At 66.0% G+C, this 18,159-nt stretch carries 20 protein-coding genes; 14 read left to right on the forward strand and 6 right to left on the reverse strand.

From position 1 onward, the window contains the following. Positions 1–13: 13 nt before the first annotated feature. Positions 14–655 carry a DsbA family oxidoreductase gene (locus U3A55_RS13455; protein WP_330992013.1) on the reverse strand — a complete coding sequence of 214 codons (642 nt, stop codon included), beginning with the start codon at positions 653–655 and terminating at the stop codon, positions 14–16. A 116-nt stretch (positions 656–771) separates the two neighbouring features. Here U3A55_RS13455 and U3A55_RS13460 point away from each other — a divergent pair, with 116 nt between their 5' ends. Genes U3A55_RS13460 through U3A55_RS13470 form a run of 3 tightly spaced genes read left to right on the forward strand, consistent with a single transcriptional unit; the run spans position 772 to position 3,512 of the window. After that, complete coding sequence (locus U3A55_RS13460) at positions 772–1,197, forward strand: GtrA family protein (RefSeq protein WP_330992014.1); 426 nt, start codon at positions 772–774, stop codon at positions 1,195–1,197. Between the two features lie 36 nt (positions 1,198–1,233). Next, positions 1,234–2,973: a MutS-related protein gene (locus U3A55_RS13465; protein ID WP_330992015.1), complete on the forward strand. Its 1,740-nt coding sequence runs from the start codon at positions 1,234–1,236 to the stop codon at positions 2,971–2,973. Between the two features lie 29 nt (positions 2,974–3,002). Next, positions 3,003–3,512 carry a DUF21 domain-containing protein gene (locus U3A55_RS13470; protein ID WP_330992016.1) on the forward strand — a complete coding sequence of 170 codons (510 nt, stop codon included), beginning with the start codon at positions 3,003–3,005 and terminating at the stop codon, positions 3,510–3,512. 4 nt (positions 3,513–3,516) lie between these two features. Here U3A55_RS13470 and U3A55_RS13475 read toward each other — a convergent pair whose 3' ends face one another. The 3 genes from U3A55_RS13475 to U3A55_RS13485 all read right to left on the reverse strand — a co-directional run bounded on the left by U3A55_RS13475 (position 3,517) and on the right by U3A55_RS13485 (position 5,231). After that, a complete protein-coding gene (locus tag U3A55_RS13475; RefSeq protein ID WP_330992017.1) occupies positions 3,517–4,092 on the reverse strand; it encodes a 50S ribosomal protein L15e in 576 nt (191 codons plus the stop codon). A gap of 163 nt (positions 4,093–4,255) precedes the next feature. Beyond that, positions 4,256–4,606 (reverse strand): hypothetical protein, encoded by a 351-nt coding sequence (locus U3A55_RS13480; RefSeq protein WP_330992018.1) that lies wholly within the window; start codon positions 4,604–4,606, stop codon positions 4,256–4,258. Between the two features lie 40 nt (positions 4,607–4,646). Continuing rightward, positions 4,647–5,231 (reverse strand): DUF7344 domain-containing protein, encoded by a 585-nt coding sequence (locus tag U3A55_RS13485; RefSeq protein WP_330992019.1) that lies wholly within the window; start codon positions 5,229–5,231, stop codon positions 4,647–4,649. Positions 5,232–5,595: 364 nt separating this feature from the next. Here U3A55_RS13485 and U3A55_RS13490 point away from each other — a divergent pair, with 364 nt between their 5' ends. From U3A55_RS13490 to U3A55_RS13515, 6 genes are all read left to right on the forward strand, one after another. Next, complete coding sequence (locus U3A55_RS13490; RefSeq protein WP_330992020.1) at positions 5,596–6,180, forward strand: TasA family protein; 585 nt, start codon at positions 5,596–5,598, stop codon at positions 6,178–6,180. 14 nt (positions 6,181–6,194) lie between these two features. Continuing rightward, positions 6,195–6,905 carry a TasA family protein gene (locus U3A55_RS13495; RefSeq protein WP_330992021.1) on the forward strand — a complete coding sequence of 237 codons (711 nt, stop codon included), beginning with the start codon at positions 6,195–6,197 and terminating at the stop codon, positions 6,903–6,905. A gap of 89 nt (positions 6,906–6,994) precedes the next feature. After that, a complete protein-coding gene (locus tag U3A55_RS13500; protein ID WP_330992022.1) occupies positions 6,995–8,014 on the forward strand; it encodes a TasA family protein in 1,020 nt (339 codons plus the stop codon). 159 nt (positions 8,015–8,173) lie between these two features. Beyond that, a complete protein-coding gene (locus U3A55_RS13505; protein WP_330992023.1) occupies positions 8,174–9,160 on the forward strand; it encodes a hypothetical protein in 987 nt (328 codons plus the stop codon). Next, entirely contained in the window at positions 9,157–10,311 is a 1,155-nt protein-coding gene (locus U3A55_RS13510; protein ID WP_330992024.1) for a hypothetical protein, read from the forward strand. Before U3A55_RS13505 ends, U3A55_RS13510 begins: the two co-directional genes overlap by 4 nt. Next, entirely contained in the window at positions 10,312–10,866 is a 555-nt protein-coding gene (locus U3A55_RS13515; RefSeq protein WP_330992025.1) for a signal peptidase I, read from the forward strand. It abuts the gene before it with no gap. Positions 10,867–10,973: 107 nt separating this feature from the next. On the opposite strand, the gene U3A55_RS13520 is transcribed toward U3A55_RS13515, so the two are convergent. After that, positions 10,974–11,876: a serine/threonine-protein kinase RIO2 gene (locus U3A55_RS13520; RefSeq protein ID WP_330992026.1), complete on the reverse strand. Its 903-nt coding sequence runs from the start codon at positions 11,874–11,876 to the stop codon at positions 10,974–10,976. Positions 11,877–12,069: 193 nt separating this feature from the next. Here U3A55_RS13520 and U3A55_RS13525 point away from each other — a divergent pair, with 193 nt between their 5' ends. The 4 genes from U3A55_RS13525 to U3A55_RS13540 are packed head-to-tail and all read left to right on the forward strand — an operon-like array spanning position 12,070 to position 16,605. Further along, the gene (locus U3A55_RS13525) at positions 12,070–13,110 is read left to right on the forward strand and encodes a TAXI family TRAP transporter solute-binding subunit (RefSeq protein ID WP_330992027.1); all 1,041 of its coding nucleotides are present in this window, start codon (positions 12,070–12,072) and stop codon (positions 13,108–13,110) included. 9 nt (positions 13,111–13,119) lie between these two features. Next, on the forward strand, positions 13,120–15,420 hold the full coding sequence (locus tag U3A55_RS13530) for a TRAP transporter permease (protein WP_330992028.1): 2,301 nt from the start codon (positions 13,120–13,122) through the stop codon (positions 15,418–15,420). A 41-nt stretch (positions 15,421–15,461) separates the two neighbouring features. Then, complete coding sequence (locus U3A55_RS13535; protein WP_330992029.1) at positions 15,462–15,779, forward strand: tRNA-binding protein; 318 nt, start codon at positions 15,462–15,464, stop codon at positions 15,777–15,779. A 28-nt stretch (positions 15,780–15,807) separates the two neighbouring features. Further along, positions 15,808–16,605: a lipoate--protein ligase family protein gene (locus tag U3A55_RS13540; RefSeq protein ID WP_330992030.1), complete on the forward strand. Its 798-nt coding sequence runs from the start codon at positions 15,808–15,810 to the stop codon at positions 16,603–16,605. Here the strand turns inward: U3A55_RS13540 and U3A55_RS13545 are convergent. Beyond that, entirely contained in the window at positions 16,598–17,131 is a 534-nt protein-coding gene (locus U3A55_RS13545; protein ID WP_330992031.1) for a redoxin domain-containing protein, read from the reverse strand. The genes U3A55_RS13540 and U3A55_RS13545 overlap by 8 nt on opposite strands. A gap of 86 nt (positions 17,132–17,217) precedes the next feature. Here U3A55_RS13545 and U3A55_RS13550 point away from each other — a divergent pair, with 86 nt between their 5' ends. After that, the gene (locus tag U3A55_RS13550; RefSeq protein WP_330992032.1) at positions 17,218–18,051 is read left to right on the forward strand and encodes a deoxyribonuclease IV; all 834 of its coding nucleotides are present in this window, start codon (positions 17,218–17,220) and stop codon (positions 18,049–18,051) included. Positions 18,052–18,159 lie beyond the last annotated feature (108 nt).

The following is an 18,159-nucleotide window of genomic DNA, read 5'->3' on the forward strand; positions in this document are numbered from 1 at the left end:
GGCCGGTAGCGTTCTAGCGGCCGTTGACGAGACGGTCGAGCTGCTCGGGCGGGACGGAGCCGCGGGCGGCGTGGTCGTCGTAGACGAACGTGGGGATGCCGGTGATGCCGACGTCGGTCGCCTCCTCGAATCGCGCTTCGAGTTCGGCTTCCAGCGTCTCGTCCGTGACGGCGTCCCGGATTTCGTCGCCGTCCACACCGACGGAGTCCGCCACGTCCGCGAGCACGTCCGGGTCGTCGATGGGACGGCCGTCCACCCAGTGCGTGTCGAACAACGCGTTGTAGAACTCCTTGAAGGTCTCGTCGTCGGAGGACTGCTTCACGTGGAGCGCGGCCTGCTGGGCGTCCCAGGAGTCCACGTCCGGGGCTTCGTCGAGAGAGAGCATCTCGCCGGCGTCGTACTCCTCTTTGAGTCGTTCGACGTTGTCCTTCACGTTCGCGAAGTAGTCCTCGTCCTTCCCGTCCTCGACGCTCTCGTCGATGTCGCCGTCGGGGCCGCGCTTGTACCCGCGGAGGTCGAAAAAGCGCCAGTCGACCGTGGGCGGGTCCTCGGCCTCGTCGAGGTACTGGTGGAGGCTCGCGCGGCCGAGGTAGCAGAACGGACAGACGAAGTCGGAGTACACCGCGAGGGTGTCCTCGGGAACGATATCGCTCATACTCGACGTACTCGCCGATAGCCGAAAAGGAACGCGGTGGCGGCACGCGACTCTGGGAACGGTTCACACCACCACAAAACATTTAACTGAAACGAGTCCCGAGCGTGGGGACACGAATGGAGCGCATCGAGACCGCACTCGCGTCCGCCGTTCGCGACACCGCGCTCGCGGAGTACGTCGCGCCCGAGCGGGCGGTTCGCGTCGCGGAGTTCGGCGGGGTGGGCGCGACCGGCGCGCTCGTCAACCTCCTCGTCCTCCTCGCGCTCGCCGACGGTGACGGCATCCTCCTGCCCGCGCTCGCCGCGTTCCTCGCAGGCGTCCTCTGGACGTACGGTCTGAACCGCCTCGTGACGTTCGACTTTAACGGCGGCGCGCTCGAACGCGCCCCCCACTACGTCGGCGTCTACGCCGTCGGATACGCAATCTACGCGTGCTTTCTCACCGTCGGACTGGCGCTCGCGCTCCCCGCCTGGCTCTCCGGCCTCGCCGCCACCGGCGTCGGCGGCGTCTGGAACTACTGGGGGAGCGAACGAATCGCGTGAGAAACACCTAACCGGACTTCTCCTCTCTCCTCCGGTATGCGACTGGAGGACTACTGGGGCGTCGGCCCGAAGACCGCCGCACTTCTCAACGACTCGCTCGGCACCGAGGCCGCCGTCGCCGCCATCGAATCCGCGGATAGTCGGACGCTCGTGGACGCCGGTCTCTCCCGGGGCCGCGCGACCCGCATCCTCCGGCGCGCGAACGGCGGCGACGGCATGGACGTGCTTGCGACCGAGGACGCCCGCGCCGTCTACAAGGACCTCGTCTCGCTCGCCGAATCCTACGCCGTCACCGACCACGCCGCCGACCGCGTCCGCGTTCTCACGCCCCTCCTCGACCGGAGCGCGGTCGAGGACCGACTGGACCGCGTGAGCGCGGCCGTCGACTCGTGGCGCGCGCTCGACGACGCCACGCGAACCGACGTGCTGGACGCGTTCGAGCGCTACGACGACGCGGGCGGCACCGACCGCGCGGCCGTGGACGCCGCGCTCGTCCTCCGAGAGACTGGTCTGCACGACGGCGTGTTCGCGCCGCTCGCGGACTGCGACCCCGACGCGCTCGCGGACGCCGCGGACGCCCTCCAGTACCTCGACGGCGAACGCGTCACCGCTGGCGCGGACGCCCGCCTCGACGAACTCCGGGACGCCCACGCGGACGCCGAACGCCTCGAACGCGACACGTTCGACGTGCTGGAGGAGATTCGGGGCTCGGGCGTGCGGGGCACCGAGGAGTTCCGGGAGGCGTTCGTCGCGTACGTCCGCGAGCAGACCGCTATCGACCCATCCCGCGTCCGGGAGGCGATGGGTGAGGGCGCGGCCGACGCCGCGGACTTCCTCGCCGCCACCGCGCGCACGCTCGAATCCGACCTCGCCACAGCGGTTGAAGCCCGTGAAGACACGGTGCGCGAGGGCCTCCGCGAGCGCGTCGATGCGGCGCGCGAGGACGTGGACGCCGCCGTGTCCGCGGTCTCCGACATCGCGTTCTACCTCTCGCTCGCGCGGTTCGCCGACGCGTTCGACCTCACGCGCCCCGACATCGTTGACACCGACACGCTCGCCGTCGTCGGCGCGCGCAACCTCTCGCTCCGCCGGGACGGCGCGGACGTTCAACCGGTCACGTACGGCGTCGGCGACCACTCCACCGGGGACGCGCCGAGCGGCGACCGCGTGACCGTGCTCACCGGCGCGAACTCCGGCGGAAAGACGACGCTCCTCGAAACGCTCTGCGAGGTCGCTCTGCTCGCACAGATGGGACTCCCCGTCCCCGCCGAGTCCGCTGAAGTCGGACTGGTGGACGCGCTCGTCTTCCACCGACGGCACGCCAGTTTCAACGCCGGCGTCCTCGAATCCACGCTGCGCTCCGTCGTCCCGCCGCTCTCCGGCGACCGCCGCACCCTCATGCTCGTGGACGAGTTCGAAGCCATCACCGAACCCGGGAGCGCCGCCGACCTCCTCCACGGCCTCGTCACCCTCACCGGTCGGCAGAACGCGCTCGGCGTCTACGTCACCCACCTCGCCGACGACCTCGCGCCCCTCCCCGACAACGCCCGCATCGACGGTATCTTCGCCGAGGGCCTCACCCCCGACCTCGAACTCGCCGTCGACTACCAGCCCCGCTTCGACACCGTCGGAAAATCCACGCCCGAGTTCATCGTCTCCCGATTGGTCGCCGAAACTGAGAATCGCGAAGAACAGGCAGCGTTCCGCACGCTCGCGGACGCGGTCGGCCACGACGCCGTCCAGCGCACGCTCGCCGACGCCGAGTGGACGCGGTAACTTACAGTCCCCCACCACCACTCGTCCGTATGGACTGGACACTCCTCCCGATAGTCGGCGGCGTCGCCCTGCTGCTCGTCGTGAGCGCCTTCTTCTCCAGCGCGGAAATCGCGCTGTTCTCGGTGCCAATCGAACGCGTCCGCGAACTCGCGACCACGCCCGCCGGCGAACGGCTCGCCGAAACCCGCGAAGACTCCCACCGACTCCTCGTCACCCTCCTCGTCGGGAACAACGTCGTCAACATCGCCATCTCCAGCATCGTCACCGTCGTCCTCGTCACCTACCTTCCCCCGAGTTACGCCGCCGTCGCCGCAACCCTCACCGCCACCTCGCTCGTGCTGGTGTTCGGCGAAATCCTCCCGAAAACCTGGGGGCTCGCGAACGCCGAATCCTGGTCGCTGCGCGTCGTCGGCCCGATGCGCGTCATCGAACTCGTCCTCTACCCGCTCGTCGTCTTCTTCGACACGCTCACCGGCGCGCTCGCACGGCTCGCGGGCGGCGAAACCGAAATCGAACGCGAATACCTAGACGAAAAGTAGGCGGTTAGTCGGAGTTCACGCTCGGACGCGTGCGCTCCGTGCCCTTCCCCTTCTTCGACAGACCGCGCCCGCGCTTGCCGGCGGCGGTCAGGCCGCGGTGCGCGCGACTCTCCTGCGAATCGTTACAGATCCAGTTCAAGTCGTCGTCGTTCTGGATGGCGGGATGCTCGGGGTCGAGGAAGATGACCTCGAACCACTTCTGCGAGCCGTCTTCACCGACCCAGTACGAGTTCAGGACGCGGAGATTCCGGTACTTCCGGGTCGCGCGCTCCTCAGCGATGCGCTGGAGGTTCTTCGAGCGACCGATGCGGTTCACGCCCTGGCGCTTCGTCCGACGCCCGGCCTTGAACCGCTTCTTGCGCGCCGTCCCCTTCCGCACCGAAACGCGGGCGACGACGACGCCCTGTTTCGCCTTGTAGCCCAGGTCACGGGCCTTGTCGAGACGAGTTGGGTTGTCAACGCGGACGATGGCGCCCTGGTCGCGCCACTCCTGCTTTCGCTGCCACTGCAGCTCGGCGAGTTTGCCCTCGCCGGGCTGCTTCCACGCGTCCCGGATGTGGGAGTAGAAACTTCGTGCCATGGTTATCAGTCGGGCGCTTGCGATTCAACCCCGTCGAACGCACGTCGCGTACGCGGTCACATTTCGTCCCGTCGAAACGGGTGCCCGCTGGAGCCCGTGGCCAGCGAGTTATCCGGTCTTCGGGGAGCGCGAGTAAAAGGACTACGGAACGAGGCCGACTAACTCATCTCGCGAGCAGGCTGAGGTTGAGCGCAGTGAGGAACAGGCCAACCACAGTGAGCGCGACGGGTGGAGTGAGATAGACGAATCGGTCTTTCCACGCGTGCATCGCATACACGCTCACCCCGAGACAGAGGACGAACGCCGCGAGTTTCACGCTGACCAGACCGAGGAGGCCGAGGCGTTCGAGCGCGAACGCTACGAGGGGATTGCCTTCGCGGACCGCAGGCGCATAGAAGACGAGCGCGACGGTGGTGACGATGTCCCCGACTCCGTATCCCGTCGTTGCGAGTATCCACAGCCAGTAGAACTCCTGTTCGCTCCCCACATCTCCGTCAACGGTCAGCCACCTCATCGGCCGAACTCTCACGCCCGGCTTACTAAACTCTGGGCGGTCACTCCTGCGTCGGGAGGTCGGGTGGCGCGCCATCGGTCCCGAGTTGGCGGTGTGAGTCGTAGTAGGTGTCGACCGCTGCGGACACCACGAACAGCGCGACAATGATGGCCGCCCACGTCACGTCCGAGAGGCTGTCGAACGGGAACACGTCCACCCACGCGACGGCGAGCAACGCGGCCGCGAACGCGCTCAACCCGAGGTAGTACTCGCTTCGCGGAATCTCCTTTTCGGGAACCACATCGAGGTAGACTTCGACGTCCTCGAACTCCTCAGCGGGTTTCACGTGTCCTCGGTCTGGGTCGTAGTCCACCACGTCCGCGTCGTCCATCTTCGGCAGGTGAGTCTGCCGGAGTGCCGTGTACACGGTCTTCCGGTCGCGGTGCGTGATTTCGTCTGTGGGCACGCCGTTCTCCCACGCGGAGAGCTGTCGCGAGAGTTCGCGGAGGTCGACCCGTTCGCCGTCACGCTGACGGAGGTAGTGGAGCGTGTGCCGTCTGCGCTGGTTGCTCAACAGGTGGAACACGTCCTCTCGGGTCGGCTCGGTTCCCCTGTCGTCGCCCTCGTTTCGTAGCACGCCCGTCATACAAGTGTTCCCTGGAATACACTCGATACTGCCATCTCATAACTCTACGGGTTGCCGACACGAATTACCCCGCTCGACTGCCCGGTGTAGATATCGTGCGACTACGGGGCGAAAAATATGTAACAGGGGGAACAAATCAGCCGTTAAACGATAAAACCGCCTGGGGGCGGCGGGCTTCAATCGGCTCCGGAAACCATGGATTAAGATCGTTATGGCCGACGTTACGGAACCTCTTGGAGTGCATACATACGGGGGTGTAGCAGGAAGGGGTACCTGTCGATGGACGACGTGACGGAAAACACCGCGCGAGTCCGATCGCGAAAGCACACCAATGCCGTCCGACCCGTCCATCGGGTGACCACCAATGTCACGCACGATCAAACTCACACGGCGTAGAGTACTGGCGTCGCTACTCGTCATCAGTCTTGCGGCCGCAGGCGCGGGCGCAGGAACGATGGCGTACTTCAGCGACACCGAACAGAGCACCGACAACACCGTCAGCGCAGGCACGCTCGACCTCCAGCTCAACGACGGCGACAGCGACGTAACGCTCGTCGAGGTCACCGAAGCCGCGCCCGGCGACTCCGGTAGTACGACACTCAACGTCTCCAACAACGGCACCATCGACGGCACCCTCAGCATCGACTTCGACGTTTCGAGCGCCGAGAACGGTATCGTCGAACCCGAAGAAGGCGCTGACGAAACGCCGGGCGACAGCGAGCTCCCGGAGAACCTCCAGGTCAAACTCACCTCGGACGACGCTCCGAACGTCGGCTGGGTGAACGCATCCGACCTCGGCACGTACTCCGAGTTCGCGACGCTCGAAGCGGGCGAGGAAGTCGAGTACACCGTCGAGTGGCGCATCGTCAGTGACGCCGGTAACGAGATTCAGTCGGACAGCGCCACCGTCAACGCCACCATCACGCTTGACCAGGAGACCGACGAGTAACTCGGTGACTCCAGATGAGTGACGACACAGACGGAATCGAACTCACGCGGCGTCGCGCGCTCGGCGGCCTCCTGACGTTGGGGGCTGCGGGAGCGGCGGGCGGCGCGGGAACGATGGCGTACTTCAGCGACACCGAGACCAGCACCGGGAACACGGTCAGCGCGGGCACGATGAACCTGGAACTCGGCGCGCCTGGCGGTACCTACGGTGATGGCGTCTCCGGCGTGTTCTCGGTAGGAAACCTCGCGCCCGGCGACACGCTCGGCGGAACCGTCGTCGCCCGGAACGATGGCTCTCTCGCAGCCGACCACCTCGAACTCAAAATCGGGGCGAGCGGAACCGAGGCATCCGGGAACGGGAGCGACGACGGCGACACCATGCCCGAGAGCGCCGACGGGATGGCGAGCTTGTTCGAAGTGGACACGCTCAGTTATCCGGAGGAAACCGGCGGCGGAGAACTCGTCGACAACCTCGACGGCGACGGCGATCTGAACGACAACGGCATTGTCGACCTCGACGACATCGTTCGACACGGGGTTTTCAACGACCTCCAACCCGCGCCTCAGGCAGGCATCTCCCGCGATCTCACGATGGACCTGGAATTCGTCAATACTGACCGCCCGGACTACACGGGCGACTTCGACGACGACGATTTCCAGGGAGACGAACTCTCCATCACGGTCACGATGGCGCTCGCACAAGAACCCGGACAGGACGTCCTCTAGGGAACGAACCACACGCTCCGACCCACGCCGGTGCATCGCGGGCGGTTCGACTCCGCCCGTGGGTCTTCCCCACACGGGGATGCACACCAATGTCAGATGACGACAAAACGTTCGAACTCACGCGGCGTCGCGCGCTCGGCGGCCTCCTGACGCTCGGAGCCGCAGGGGCCGCGGGTGGCGCGGGAACGATGGCGTACTTCAGCGACACCGAACAGAGCACTGACAACACTGTCAGCGCAGGCACGCTCGATCTGACCTCCGACGGAGATAACGGCCCGTACACAATCATTGACGTCGACAACAAAGCGCCCGGCTGGTCAGCCAGCAAAACGACTCCTCTCCAGAACGATGGGACGATTGCCGGGAATCTCAGTATCGAAGTCGACAGCGTCACCGAAGACAGTGGCGACAACCCTGAATCCGAGCCCAACGATACTGCCGACCTCGCCGAATTCTTGGACGTTACGATATCCTTTGATGAGAGTGAGAAGTGGTCCGGGAAAGCGGTGGGCCTGAGCAGCGGTCAAACCCTCGAACTAGGAACTCTTCCGGGTGACGACGGCTCGACTTCGAAGGCCTTCGTGGTAGATCTCTCGATTCCGACCGACGCTAGCGGCGTCAATGGCTACTCTGACATTAATGCCATTCAGGGGGATTCGGTGACGGTGGACGCAACGTTCCATCTCGAACAGCAGCAGTCCTACCCGAACGACCCGTGGCTTTCGGAGTCTCAGACCGACACTGGCGGGGTTTTCTGGAATACTCCGGGCGACGACAACTCGTTCGCGTTGTCGCCGGGAGACACGTTCGAGAACCTCCCGTTACCGGGCCAGCCGGTCTACGTCAATCTGACCGAGAGCTCCATTGATGTCCCGGTTTACAACGGGAACTCTAGCACGGATGTTACCCTTACCATCGACGGCCCATACGAAAAGTCCGAGGACTTTGATGAGCTTGGATTCGATGCTAAATGGGCTCGGACTGCTTCCGGGATAGGAACTCCCTATCCCGACTGGAATGAGAGTGGCGAGTTGACTAGCACCAATTACGAGTTCATCGGCGTCACCGAGACGACTGACGGATTCGAGGTTGAGTGGGAGGAGGTTTAATCTACGCGACATCGCATAGCCCACGCGCGGTCGCGTTTGAGGCGGTTCGATTCCGCCTGTGGGTCGTCCGGTGACGAATCGTAGTGGACGGCCGGGTTCGGCGGTCACGGGGGTCGCGGAGCCGCGCGTCCATCCCCGGGACACACGAGGTGGTTCGGAGTGACGCGGTTGGCGTCCAAGGTGGTCGTGTTGCTCGTCGTCGCGTCCGCGCTCACGATGACGGGCGGGTACGGCACGACCGCGAGCTACCTCTCCGACACCGAAACCGCCTCCGGGAGCATCGACGTGGCGACCGGCGGCGACATCACCATCGAGAAAATCACGCCGAAGAAAATCAACGCGAAGAGTAACGGCAAATTTACGGTTCATCTCGATATCTCGGGCGACGCGAGCGTTCGGTGCGGCGAGACGACGCTTCGCGTTCTGAAAACGGGGGATACGATTACGTCGCTCAATCAGGCGTGCGATTCCTCGAACGCGAAGTTCTCCCGCGCCGCCCTCGCGGACGCCGTGAACGGTTCCGGGAAGTATAGGGTTCGCGTCACGGTCACGTTCGAGTCGGGGTTCACCGTGAGCGCCACAACCACGCTCCGGGTGAAACACGCCTCGCCGGGAACGCAGACTGTGGAAGGGACGAACACTGGCGACGACGACTCCGGGTTCACGGAGGAGGAATCGGACGAGCCAGGGGTCGTTGAGAACGAGACCAACCGGCGGAACAAGACGACGGACGACGAGTCGAAGCGAATCGGCCGCGGGCGCAACGCGTCGGAGAACACACTCAACGAGAGCGAGTCCTTGGAAAACGACTCGACGCCGTTGGAGAACGAGAGCGAGTCTCTGGAGAACGACACCAAGTCCGGTGACGCCGGCAACGAGTCAGCGAACGCCGGCGAGGACGCGGACGACGGTTCGACTGACGGGAACGCTGACGGGGGAGAGACCCGCGGAGAGAACGACGGAAGCGGCGCGGACGCCGGGGACGCGGACGCCGACGAGAGCGAAGGGGAGGGCGACGACGAGGGCGGCGAGGAACCGAAGGAGGGCAGTGGAGCAGGAAGTGAAGACGACGGGGACGGTGGTGGCGAGCAGTCAGGAGGCGACACCGAGCGCGATGACGACGACGGCGGAGGTGGTGCGTCGTGAACACGTCGCGGGAGGCGACGCGGCGGCGCGTCGTCGTCATCGCCGTGTTACTCGTCGCGGCCGCCGCGGCGGGGTTCGGGCTCTCACAGTTCGGGTCGGGAGCGGACGACGCGAGTGACGGGGACGCGCCCGCGCCGCCGACGGTGACGCCTACGCAGAACGGGAGCGGGAGCGCGGGCGGCGACTCGAACGCCGGCGCTCCGGCGTTCACAACCACAACGACCGCGACGACGACCAGCGGGGCGACGACTACGACGGCCACGACGACGCCCGGGACGGTCGGCGTGCAGTTCTCCGCGGAGAACCCGGAGAACGTCGAGAACACGCTCGGCGAGGTCGTCCACCTCGAGGGCCGACTTACCGGCACGCTCTCTTGGAACGTCTCGGACGCCCGGAACCTCACGCTCGTCGTCTCGATATGGACGCCGGACAGCGGGTGGGCGCGCCAGCGAACCGTCGAGCGCGCCGTGAACGACACCGGAACCCTCGCGCTCGCGCGCGTACTCGACGCACCCGTCACGTACGCCTCGGGCGAGCGCGCGGACGAGTTCAACAACTCGAACGACGACACCACCGCCCTCCGCGAGGGCTACGTCACCGTGACCGCGTTCGTCGCCGCCGACGGCGCGACCATCGAAGCACAGTCCATGGACTCGTACGCGTTCTCGGTTGCGAACCTCGCCACCCCGAGCACTCCGAACCTCTCCGTCTCGAACCCCGGCGTTCTCGGCGTCTCGAACGCCGCCCCCGGCGCGTCCGGCCGCACCGAAACCGTCGTCACCAACGACGGCGACGCCGCCGGCGCGCTCGACGTAGTTCTCACCGGCCTCGACTCCGCGGAGAACGGACTCATCGAACCCGAACGCGGCGTCGACCACCCCGGGAACGGCGGCGAACTCGCGTCCGCGCTCGAACTCCGCGTCGCGCTCGTCCGCGACGACGGCACCCGAACCTACCTCGTCGGCGGCCCCGACGCCTACGTCACCGCCGCCACCCTCGACGAGACCGTTCTCACCGCGGACTACCCGCTCGCCGCCGGCGAATCCGTCCGCGTCGTCGCGCAGTGGCGCGTCCCTGCCGCCACCGGAAACGCCATCCAGACCGACTCGGTCACCCTGAACGTCTCGTACGTTCTCACGTCCACGACATAGATGCTCACCAGAGACACCCTCACGAGAGTCGCACAGTACGCCGGAGTCGCACTCCTCCTCGCCGTCGTCGTTCCGTCCGTCGTGTTCGCGGTTCCGCAGGTCGCCGGCGCGGACAACAGCTACGTCGTCCTCTCCTCCAGCATGTCCCCGACGATTCACGCGGGCGACGCGGTCGTCGTCGACGGCGTCCCCCCAGACGACATCGACGAACGCGACATCATCACCTTCCACGCGACCGGCGCGACGGCCGACACCGGACTCGTCACGCACCGCGTCATCGACGTCGTCGAACGCGACGACGGCCGGTACTTCCGAACACAGGGGGACGCGAACGAGGAACCCGACAGCGAACTCGTCCCTGCCGAGAACGTCGTCGGCGTCGTCCGCTTCCACATCCCCTACTTCGGCTACCTCGTCCAATTCGTGAACACGAGTAATGGACTCCTCGCGTTCGTCGTCGTGCCGTCCGTCCTCCTCGTCTTGAACGAACTCTGGAACTTCCGCACCGCGCTCACCGACGACGAAGACTCCGACACCCCTACCGAGAACGACTAACTACCCGCCTCCCCACGAATTCTCTATTTCTATATCCTGCCTATCGGTTTATGCCTGATACTCGTCGCTCTCCCGTGAAACGCGAGTAGCCCGCGAAAACAGCTCCCTCAGTAGTTCTCGATGCGTTCGAACGAGTCGTCCGCGACCGCGTCCGCCACTGCCTCGACGTCCGGTTCGGAGACGGCGTTCGGGTACTTCCGCTGGAAGTAGCTGACGATGTTCTGAACGTCGCGCCCCAGTAGCTCGCGGGCGTTCTCGTGTTCCGTGGGCACGGACTGCGGCCAGTCGAACAGCGTGATACCGGACTCGTGGACGAAGACGTTGTACTCGGAGATGTCCGCGTGCACGAACCCCTTCGAGTACGCGAGCGCCATCTCCTGCAGGACGAGGTCGAGCACGCCCTCCGCCTGGTCGGTGTCGAGCTTCGCGCGGTTCAGTTCCACGCCGTCGATCTTCTCCATCACGATGGCGTGCCGGTTCTGGTCGACCGGCCGCGGCACGCGCACGTCCGGGTAGAGGCTTTCGAGCGCCTCGTGTTCGCGCTCGGCGGCCTTCCGCGCGGTGTAAAACCACGAGACGTGCTCTTTCTCGCTCGTGTAATCTCGCTCCTTGTTCACCTCCCGGAAGTTCGTGTACCCCTCGCGGTGGAACTTCAACGCCATCGGCTTGTACGACTGCACCTCGAACACGTCCGACTCCTTCCCCACTCCGAGGGGTGCGCCGAACCCTTCCACGGTGTCGCGCTCCGCGAACGACTTCAACGCGAGCACGTCGTACCCCTCGAAGGTGAGACGGAACCCCTCGTACTGGATCGTCTGGCGCTCCACCAGCCCCCGGTCTTCCACGCGGTCCAGTCGGTAGTCGACCTCCTCCTCGGTGAGCCGCGCGAACTCGGGGAGCTTCTCGCGCGCCACCCACTCGGAGAAGCGCATCCCGTGTTCCACGCCCGAGAGGAGGTTGAAGTCCTCCTGCTCCAGCTCCGCGACCTCCTGGGCGACGTTCTGAACCATCTACTCGGGATTCGGCCGCGGCGGGTAAAAACACCGCGGAGCCACCGATAAACTATATGGGGCGATACTGAATGGCTGCTCGCGTGCGGTGAGGCGCGGTCCGCCCCACCATAATTCGATACATAAAAGAGTTTAGTAACTCTTGGACAGTACTAATCTATATACGTTACCAACGTTAGAACACGGCACGGGTATGACTGCCAATCTGAACTCGAACCGTAGAACCTTCTTGAAAGGCTCCGCAGGAGCACTCGCACTCACGACCGCCGCCGGCTGCCTGGGTATGGGAGGCAGTAGCGGCGGCACGCCGGGAGCGGACGGAGAGATGATAATGACCACCTCGACGAAGACCACCTCCGCGTACGCGATGAGTCAGGCCATCGCGAACAGCGTCAACCAGAACACGGACGCCGTCACCGTCGACGCCCGGCCAAGCGAGGGAACGAACGCCAACATCGGCCGGCTCTCACGGGACGAAGCCGACATCTCCTACATCCAGAACTGGACCGCGAGCAAGGTCGCGAACGGCGAAGCCCCCTTCGAGGACATCGAGTTCACGCCGAACCAGGCGTTCCACCTCTACGACCTCGCGTGGCTGCTCGCGTCCCCGAACGACGGATGGACCTCCGTCGCCGATATTCAGTCGAGCAGCCGCGTATCGCCGACGCCCCGCGGCTCCGGGACCGCGGAGATGCTCCAGCACTCCCTCGATTACGTCGTCGACGACTACGAGCGCGTGAGCATCGCGTACAGTAACCAGGCGAGTGCGATGAGCGAGGGCCGCCTCGACGTGAGCGCCGCGACCTTCATCAACAAGTCCGTCGAACCTGGCTGGGTCCAGCAGATGAAGAGCACTGTCGGCCTCCGCGTCCTCCAGTGGCCGGACGACGCGGTCTCCCAGCTCGAGAACGACCCCGCAATTATCATCTCCGACATCGACATGAGCAACTTCGAGGGCTACGAGTACGCCCCCGACACGCTCCACACACCGACGCTCGCGTACAACTTTGTCGTGCGGAACGACTTCTCGTACGACACGCTCTACTCGTTCCTGGAGACGCTGTGGGCGCAGCGCGAATCCCTCCAGGAGGCCAACTCGCTCCTCGGTGGCCTCGAGGACGGCGAGTTCTGGACGGAGAACGCGTACGACACGCTCCCGTTCCACCCGGCGGCAGCCGACTTCTACAAGGAGAAGGGCGTCTGGTCGGACGAGTTCGAGGTCGGTGAAGAGTAGCGTCCTCGAATGCTCGACTCCCTTCGCTTGACTGACGGCACGACCGTCGCGGAACTGCGCGAGTCCTTCAGTAGCCGGCCGGTCAGCGAGCGCGTCATCGTCGCGACGGTGTCCGCGCTCGCCGTCCTGCTTACCGCGTCCACGCTCGCGTTCGCGTGGTTCCGGCCCTTCGTCCGCGTGCGCTGGGCGAACGTCTTCCTCGGTCTCGGACTCGTCATCTACTACCTCAACCTCTCCGTGCAGGCCCGAGAGGGCGACTCGCGGTTCCTCGGATTGGTCCCCGACCGCTACCACGACCACGTCGGCCGCATCGACGCACACCTCTGCGTGCTCTCCGCGCTGGCCGCGGCCGCGGTGAGCATCTACGTCGAGATGAACTTCACCCGGCTCTTCGAGAGCGCCATCGTCGTCGGGTTCCGGCAGACCGACATCGTCGTCGGCCTGATCGTCGTCGCGCTCGTCATCGACGCGACCCGCCGCGCGTACGGCTGGGCCATCGCGCTCGTCGGTATCGGTTCCGTCGTGTACGCGCTCGTCGGACCCGTCCTTCCCGGATTCCTCTCGCACTCCGGGTTCTCGCTCGCCGACGTCGCGACGTACGGCGCGGTCCGCATCAGCGGCGCGTACGGCTTCATCACCGAAATCGGATCGACGTGGGTCGCCGTGTTCATCATGTTCGCGGGGCTGGCTCGCGTCTACGGCGCGCTCGACGTCATTCTCGGTCTCGGACAGAAACTCGGCCGCAACCTCAAGAGCGGCGTCGTGCACGTCGCGGTCCTCTCCAGCATGGCAATGGGGTCTATCACCGGGAGCGCGGCCGCGAACGCCGCGACCACCGGGAGTTTCACCATTCCGATGATGAAAGAGCAGGGCGTCCGCAGCGACTACGCGGGCGCCATCGAGAGCGTCGCGTCCTCCGGCGGCCAGATAATGCCGCCCGTGATGGGCGTCGCCGCGTTCCTGATGGCGGACATCCTTGGCGTCTCCTACTTCCGCGTCATTCAGGCGGCGTTCCTCCCGGCGCTCCTCTTCTACTTCAGCGTCGGTATCGCCATCCAGTTCGCCGTCCTCCGGCACGGCTGGACGACGGAACGCGCGACCGACGACAGCATACTCGCGTCCCTGTTCAGCGTTCGAACGCTCACAACGGTGCTCTACACCGCGCTCACCGCGGGTGCGTTCGTCGCTGCACGCGACGTGCTCGCGTTCGGCCCGGTGCAGTCCGCCATCGTCGCCGGCCTGACGCTCCTCGCCGCGCGCCTGATTCAGGCCGTCGCGCTCTCCGACACCGCGACCGACGACTTCGTGGGCGCGGTTCGCCGGTTCTTCGAGGGAACGCACTTCCTCGTGCCGATGGCCGTCCTCCTCTACACGCTCGTCGTGATGCGGCTCTCCCCGCTCGCCGCCGGCCTGTACACGACCCTGACGATGATCGGAACGATGTACGCCCGGAACATCGTGCTCGCCACGATTGGCGACGCGTCCAGCGAGGACGCCGCGGACGCCGACGCCGCGTCCCGGGACGTTCTCTCCGCGGTGCTCGCGACCAGCGTGGACACGCTCCGCGGGTTCAAGCGCGGGTCGCTCGACATGGCGCCGCTCGTGGGCGTGCTCGCGTCGATGGGCGTCATCATCTCGATGCTCACCCAGACGGGGCTCACGCAGACCATCAGCCTCCGCATGATATCGCTCGGCGGCGGCGTGCTCGTGTTCGTCCTGCTCATCGCGATGGTGTGCAGCATCCTCTTCGGCATGGGGATGCCGACGCCCGCGGCCTACATCCTCGTGCAGGCGCTCATCACGCCCGCGCTCGTGGACCTCGGCGTCGGCTCCATCACCGCTCATCTCTACGTGTTCTACTTCGCGATGCTCTCCGCCATCACGCCGCCGGTCGCGGTCGGCGTCGCGGTCGGCTCCCGTATCGCGGACAGTAGCTTCATGCAGACCGCGATGCAGTCGCTCCGTATCGGCGCCGCGGGGTTCCTCATTCCGTTCGCGCTCGTCGTGAACCCCGCGCTCATCGACTGGACGCTCACGGGAACGCCGCTCGCCGTGTTCGCAGTGTTCCTCGGCGTCGTCTCCCTCACCGCGTCCACCATTGGTCACGACGGCGCGCAGACGCTCACGATGCCGCGGCGCGCTGTCTACCTCGCGCTCGCTGCGCTCTGCCTGTTCGGACCGGCGACCGAGACCGTGCTCGGTAGCTCCGCCGGACTCGCCGTGCAGGCCGGTGCGGCCGTCGCCGCGCTCGCGCTGTTCGCGGTCGCGAACGTCCGGGGTTCGGAGACGCCGACGCCCGCGAGCACGTAGCGACCCGAACCGTTTTCTCCCCCACTGTCTATCCCTCTCGTATGTCACCGCTCGACACGGAGGTGCGCGTCGGCACCGTCGCGTCCGCCGAGCCGTTCCCCGAGACCCGGAAGCCCGAGATGGTGAAACTCACCGTCGACCTCGGCGACGACACCGTGCAGTCCGCCGCCCAGCTTGGCTACCACCACGACCCCGACGCGCTCCCCGGAACCCAAGTACTGTGCGCGCTCGGTATGGGAACTGTGAACATCGCCGGCTACGAGTCCGAAGCGCTCACACTCGGCGTCCCCGGCGACGACGGCAACCCCGTGCTCGTTCGTCCCGACGGCGACGTGCCGGCCGGCGGCGAACTCTACTAACTAAGGCGGTCGGCGTCCGAGACCCCGTATGAACCTCGCGGACCGCGAGTGGCGGCTTATCACGGAGGAGACGTGGCACGGCCCGACGAACATGGCGCTCGACGAAGTCGCCGCCCGAACCGCCGCCGACGACGGCGTGCGGACCGCGCGCGTCTACCGCTGGGGTCCGAGCACGCTCTCGCTCGGCTACAATCAGGCTCCGGAGAGCGTGGACTGGGGGTTCTGCGACGACGCGGGCGTCACCGTCACGCGCCGCCCGACCGGCGGCGGCGGCATCTACCACGACTACACGGGCGACATCTCGTACACGGTCGTCGCGCCCGCGGACGAACTCCCCGGTGACCTCATGGACGCCTACCACGTGCTCTGCCAGCCGATTCTCGACGCGCTCTCCCGCATGGGAATCGACGCAGACTACGTCGACGAGTCGCTGCCCGAGATTCATCAGCCCGCGTGCTACCTCCGGGAACTCCACCCCGCCCACGACATCGTCGCCGACGGGAAGAAGATAAGCGGAAACGCCCAGTACCGACAGCGCGACGCCGTCATCCAGCACGGCTCGCTCTCCTACTCGCTCGAGACCGACCGACACCTCGGCGTGTTCAGCGACCCGCCATCGTCCGAGGCGTTCGAGGGGCGCGTCACGTCCATCCGCGAACTCACCGGCCTCGCGCGCGCGGACGCCGTGGCGGCCGTTGAGGACGCGCTCGCTGACTGGGCTGACGCCGATTCCGGCGAGTGGCGGGACGCCGAACTCGCGGACGCCCGCGACCTCGCCGACGAGACGTACGCGACCGACGCGTGGACGCGCGAGAAGACTACTTGAATCCGAACGACTCCTCCTCCGTCGGCCCGAGCACGTCCTCTACCGCCGCCTGAATCTCCTCCAGCGGCGGCGTATCCCGAGATGGGTCGAGCGGATGTTCGCCCACCCAGCGGTACCTGATGACGCCGTCCCGGTCGATGAAGAACACGGAGCGCTTCGCGCGCGCCGCTACCTTGAACGCGCGGTACTTCACGCCGTACGCCTCCGCGATACTGAGGTCGCGGTCCGAATACAGCGGGAACCCGAGGTCGAGGTAGTCGATGAACTTCTCGTGCGTGTACGTCCGCGAGCGACTCACGCCCACGACCTGCACGCGCTCCCCGGTCGCGAACCAGTCGTAATCCCGGAACGAACACCACTCGTTCACGCAGTCCGGACTGAAGTCGTTCGTGTAGAACGCCAACAATACCGGTTTCTCCGCGAGTAAGTCGGCGAGCGCCGTCTCCTCTATCTCCCCGTTCGGCGTGACGAGCGGCGCGCTGAACCCGGGTGCGTCCGCGCCCACCGCCAGCGGCGACTCCGGCATACCCCCAGTGACGGGTGCGGCGACCTAAAGCGTTCGTGCTCCCCTGGTTCCGAAGCGCTTTCCTCCGCTCGCTGCGCACTCTCCCTATGCTCAGAGTAGGCGCACACGTCTCCATCGCGGGCGGCGTCGACAACGCCGTCGAACGCGAGGTCGAAGTCGGCGGGAACTGCGGCCAGATATTCACGCACTCTCCCCAGGTCTGGCAGGACCCGAACATCGGCGACGACGAGGCCGCCGCGTTCCGCGACGACACCACCGCGGAACTCGACGGGCCGTGGGTGATTCACTCCTCCTATCTCGTGAACCTCTGCACGCCGAAGGACGACCTCCGCGAGAAGTCCATCGACTCCATGCAGAAGGAGGTTGACGCCGCGGACGAACTGGGAATCGAGTACGTGAACGTCCACCTCGGCGCACACACGGGCGCGGGCGTCGAGGGCGGCCTCGACAACGCCGCGAGCGCGCTCGACGAACTCGATATTCCCGACGGCGTCACCGTGCTCGTCGAGTCCGACGCCGGCTCCGGCACGAAACTCGGCGGTGACTTCGCCCACCTCGCCGGCGTCCTCGACCGCTCCAGTCAGGACCTCGACGTGTGTCTCGACACCGCGCACGCGTTCGCCGCCGGCTACGACCTCTCCACGCCCGAGGGCGTCGACGACACCCTGGCGGCGTTCGACGACGAAATCGGCCTCGACCACCTCGCGTGCGTCCACCTCAACGACTCGAAACACGAGTGCGGCACCAACAAGGACGAACACGCCCACATCGGCGAGGGCTACATCGGCGAGGACGGCATGACCGCGTTCGTGAATCACGACGCCATCCGCGACGTGCCGCTCGTCCTCGAAACCCCGAACGAGGACGGCCGCGGGTTCGCGTGGAATATCGAGAAAGTGCGAGACCTACGGGACGCGTAAGCGTCCCGAACCATCGAACGGGCGACGCCCGTGAGATACTACGCGACGCGTAAGCGTCGCGGAACGAGCGAACGCCGAGCGGTAGCGAGGCGTGAGACGACGCAAATC

Source organism: Salarchaeum sp. III, from assembly GCF_036418315.1.
Classification (GTDB): Archaea; Halobacteriota; Halobacteria; order Halobacteriales; family Halobacteriaceae; genus Salarchaeum.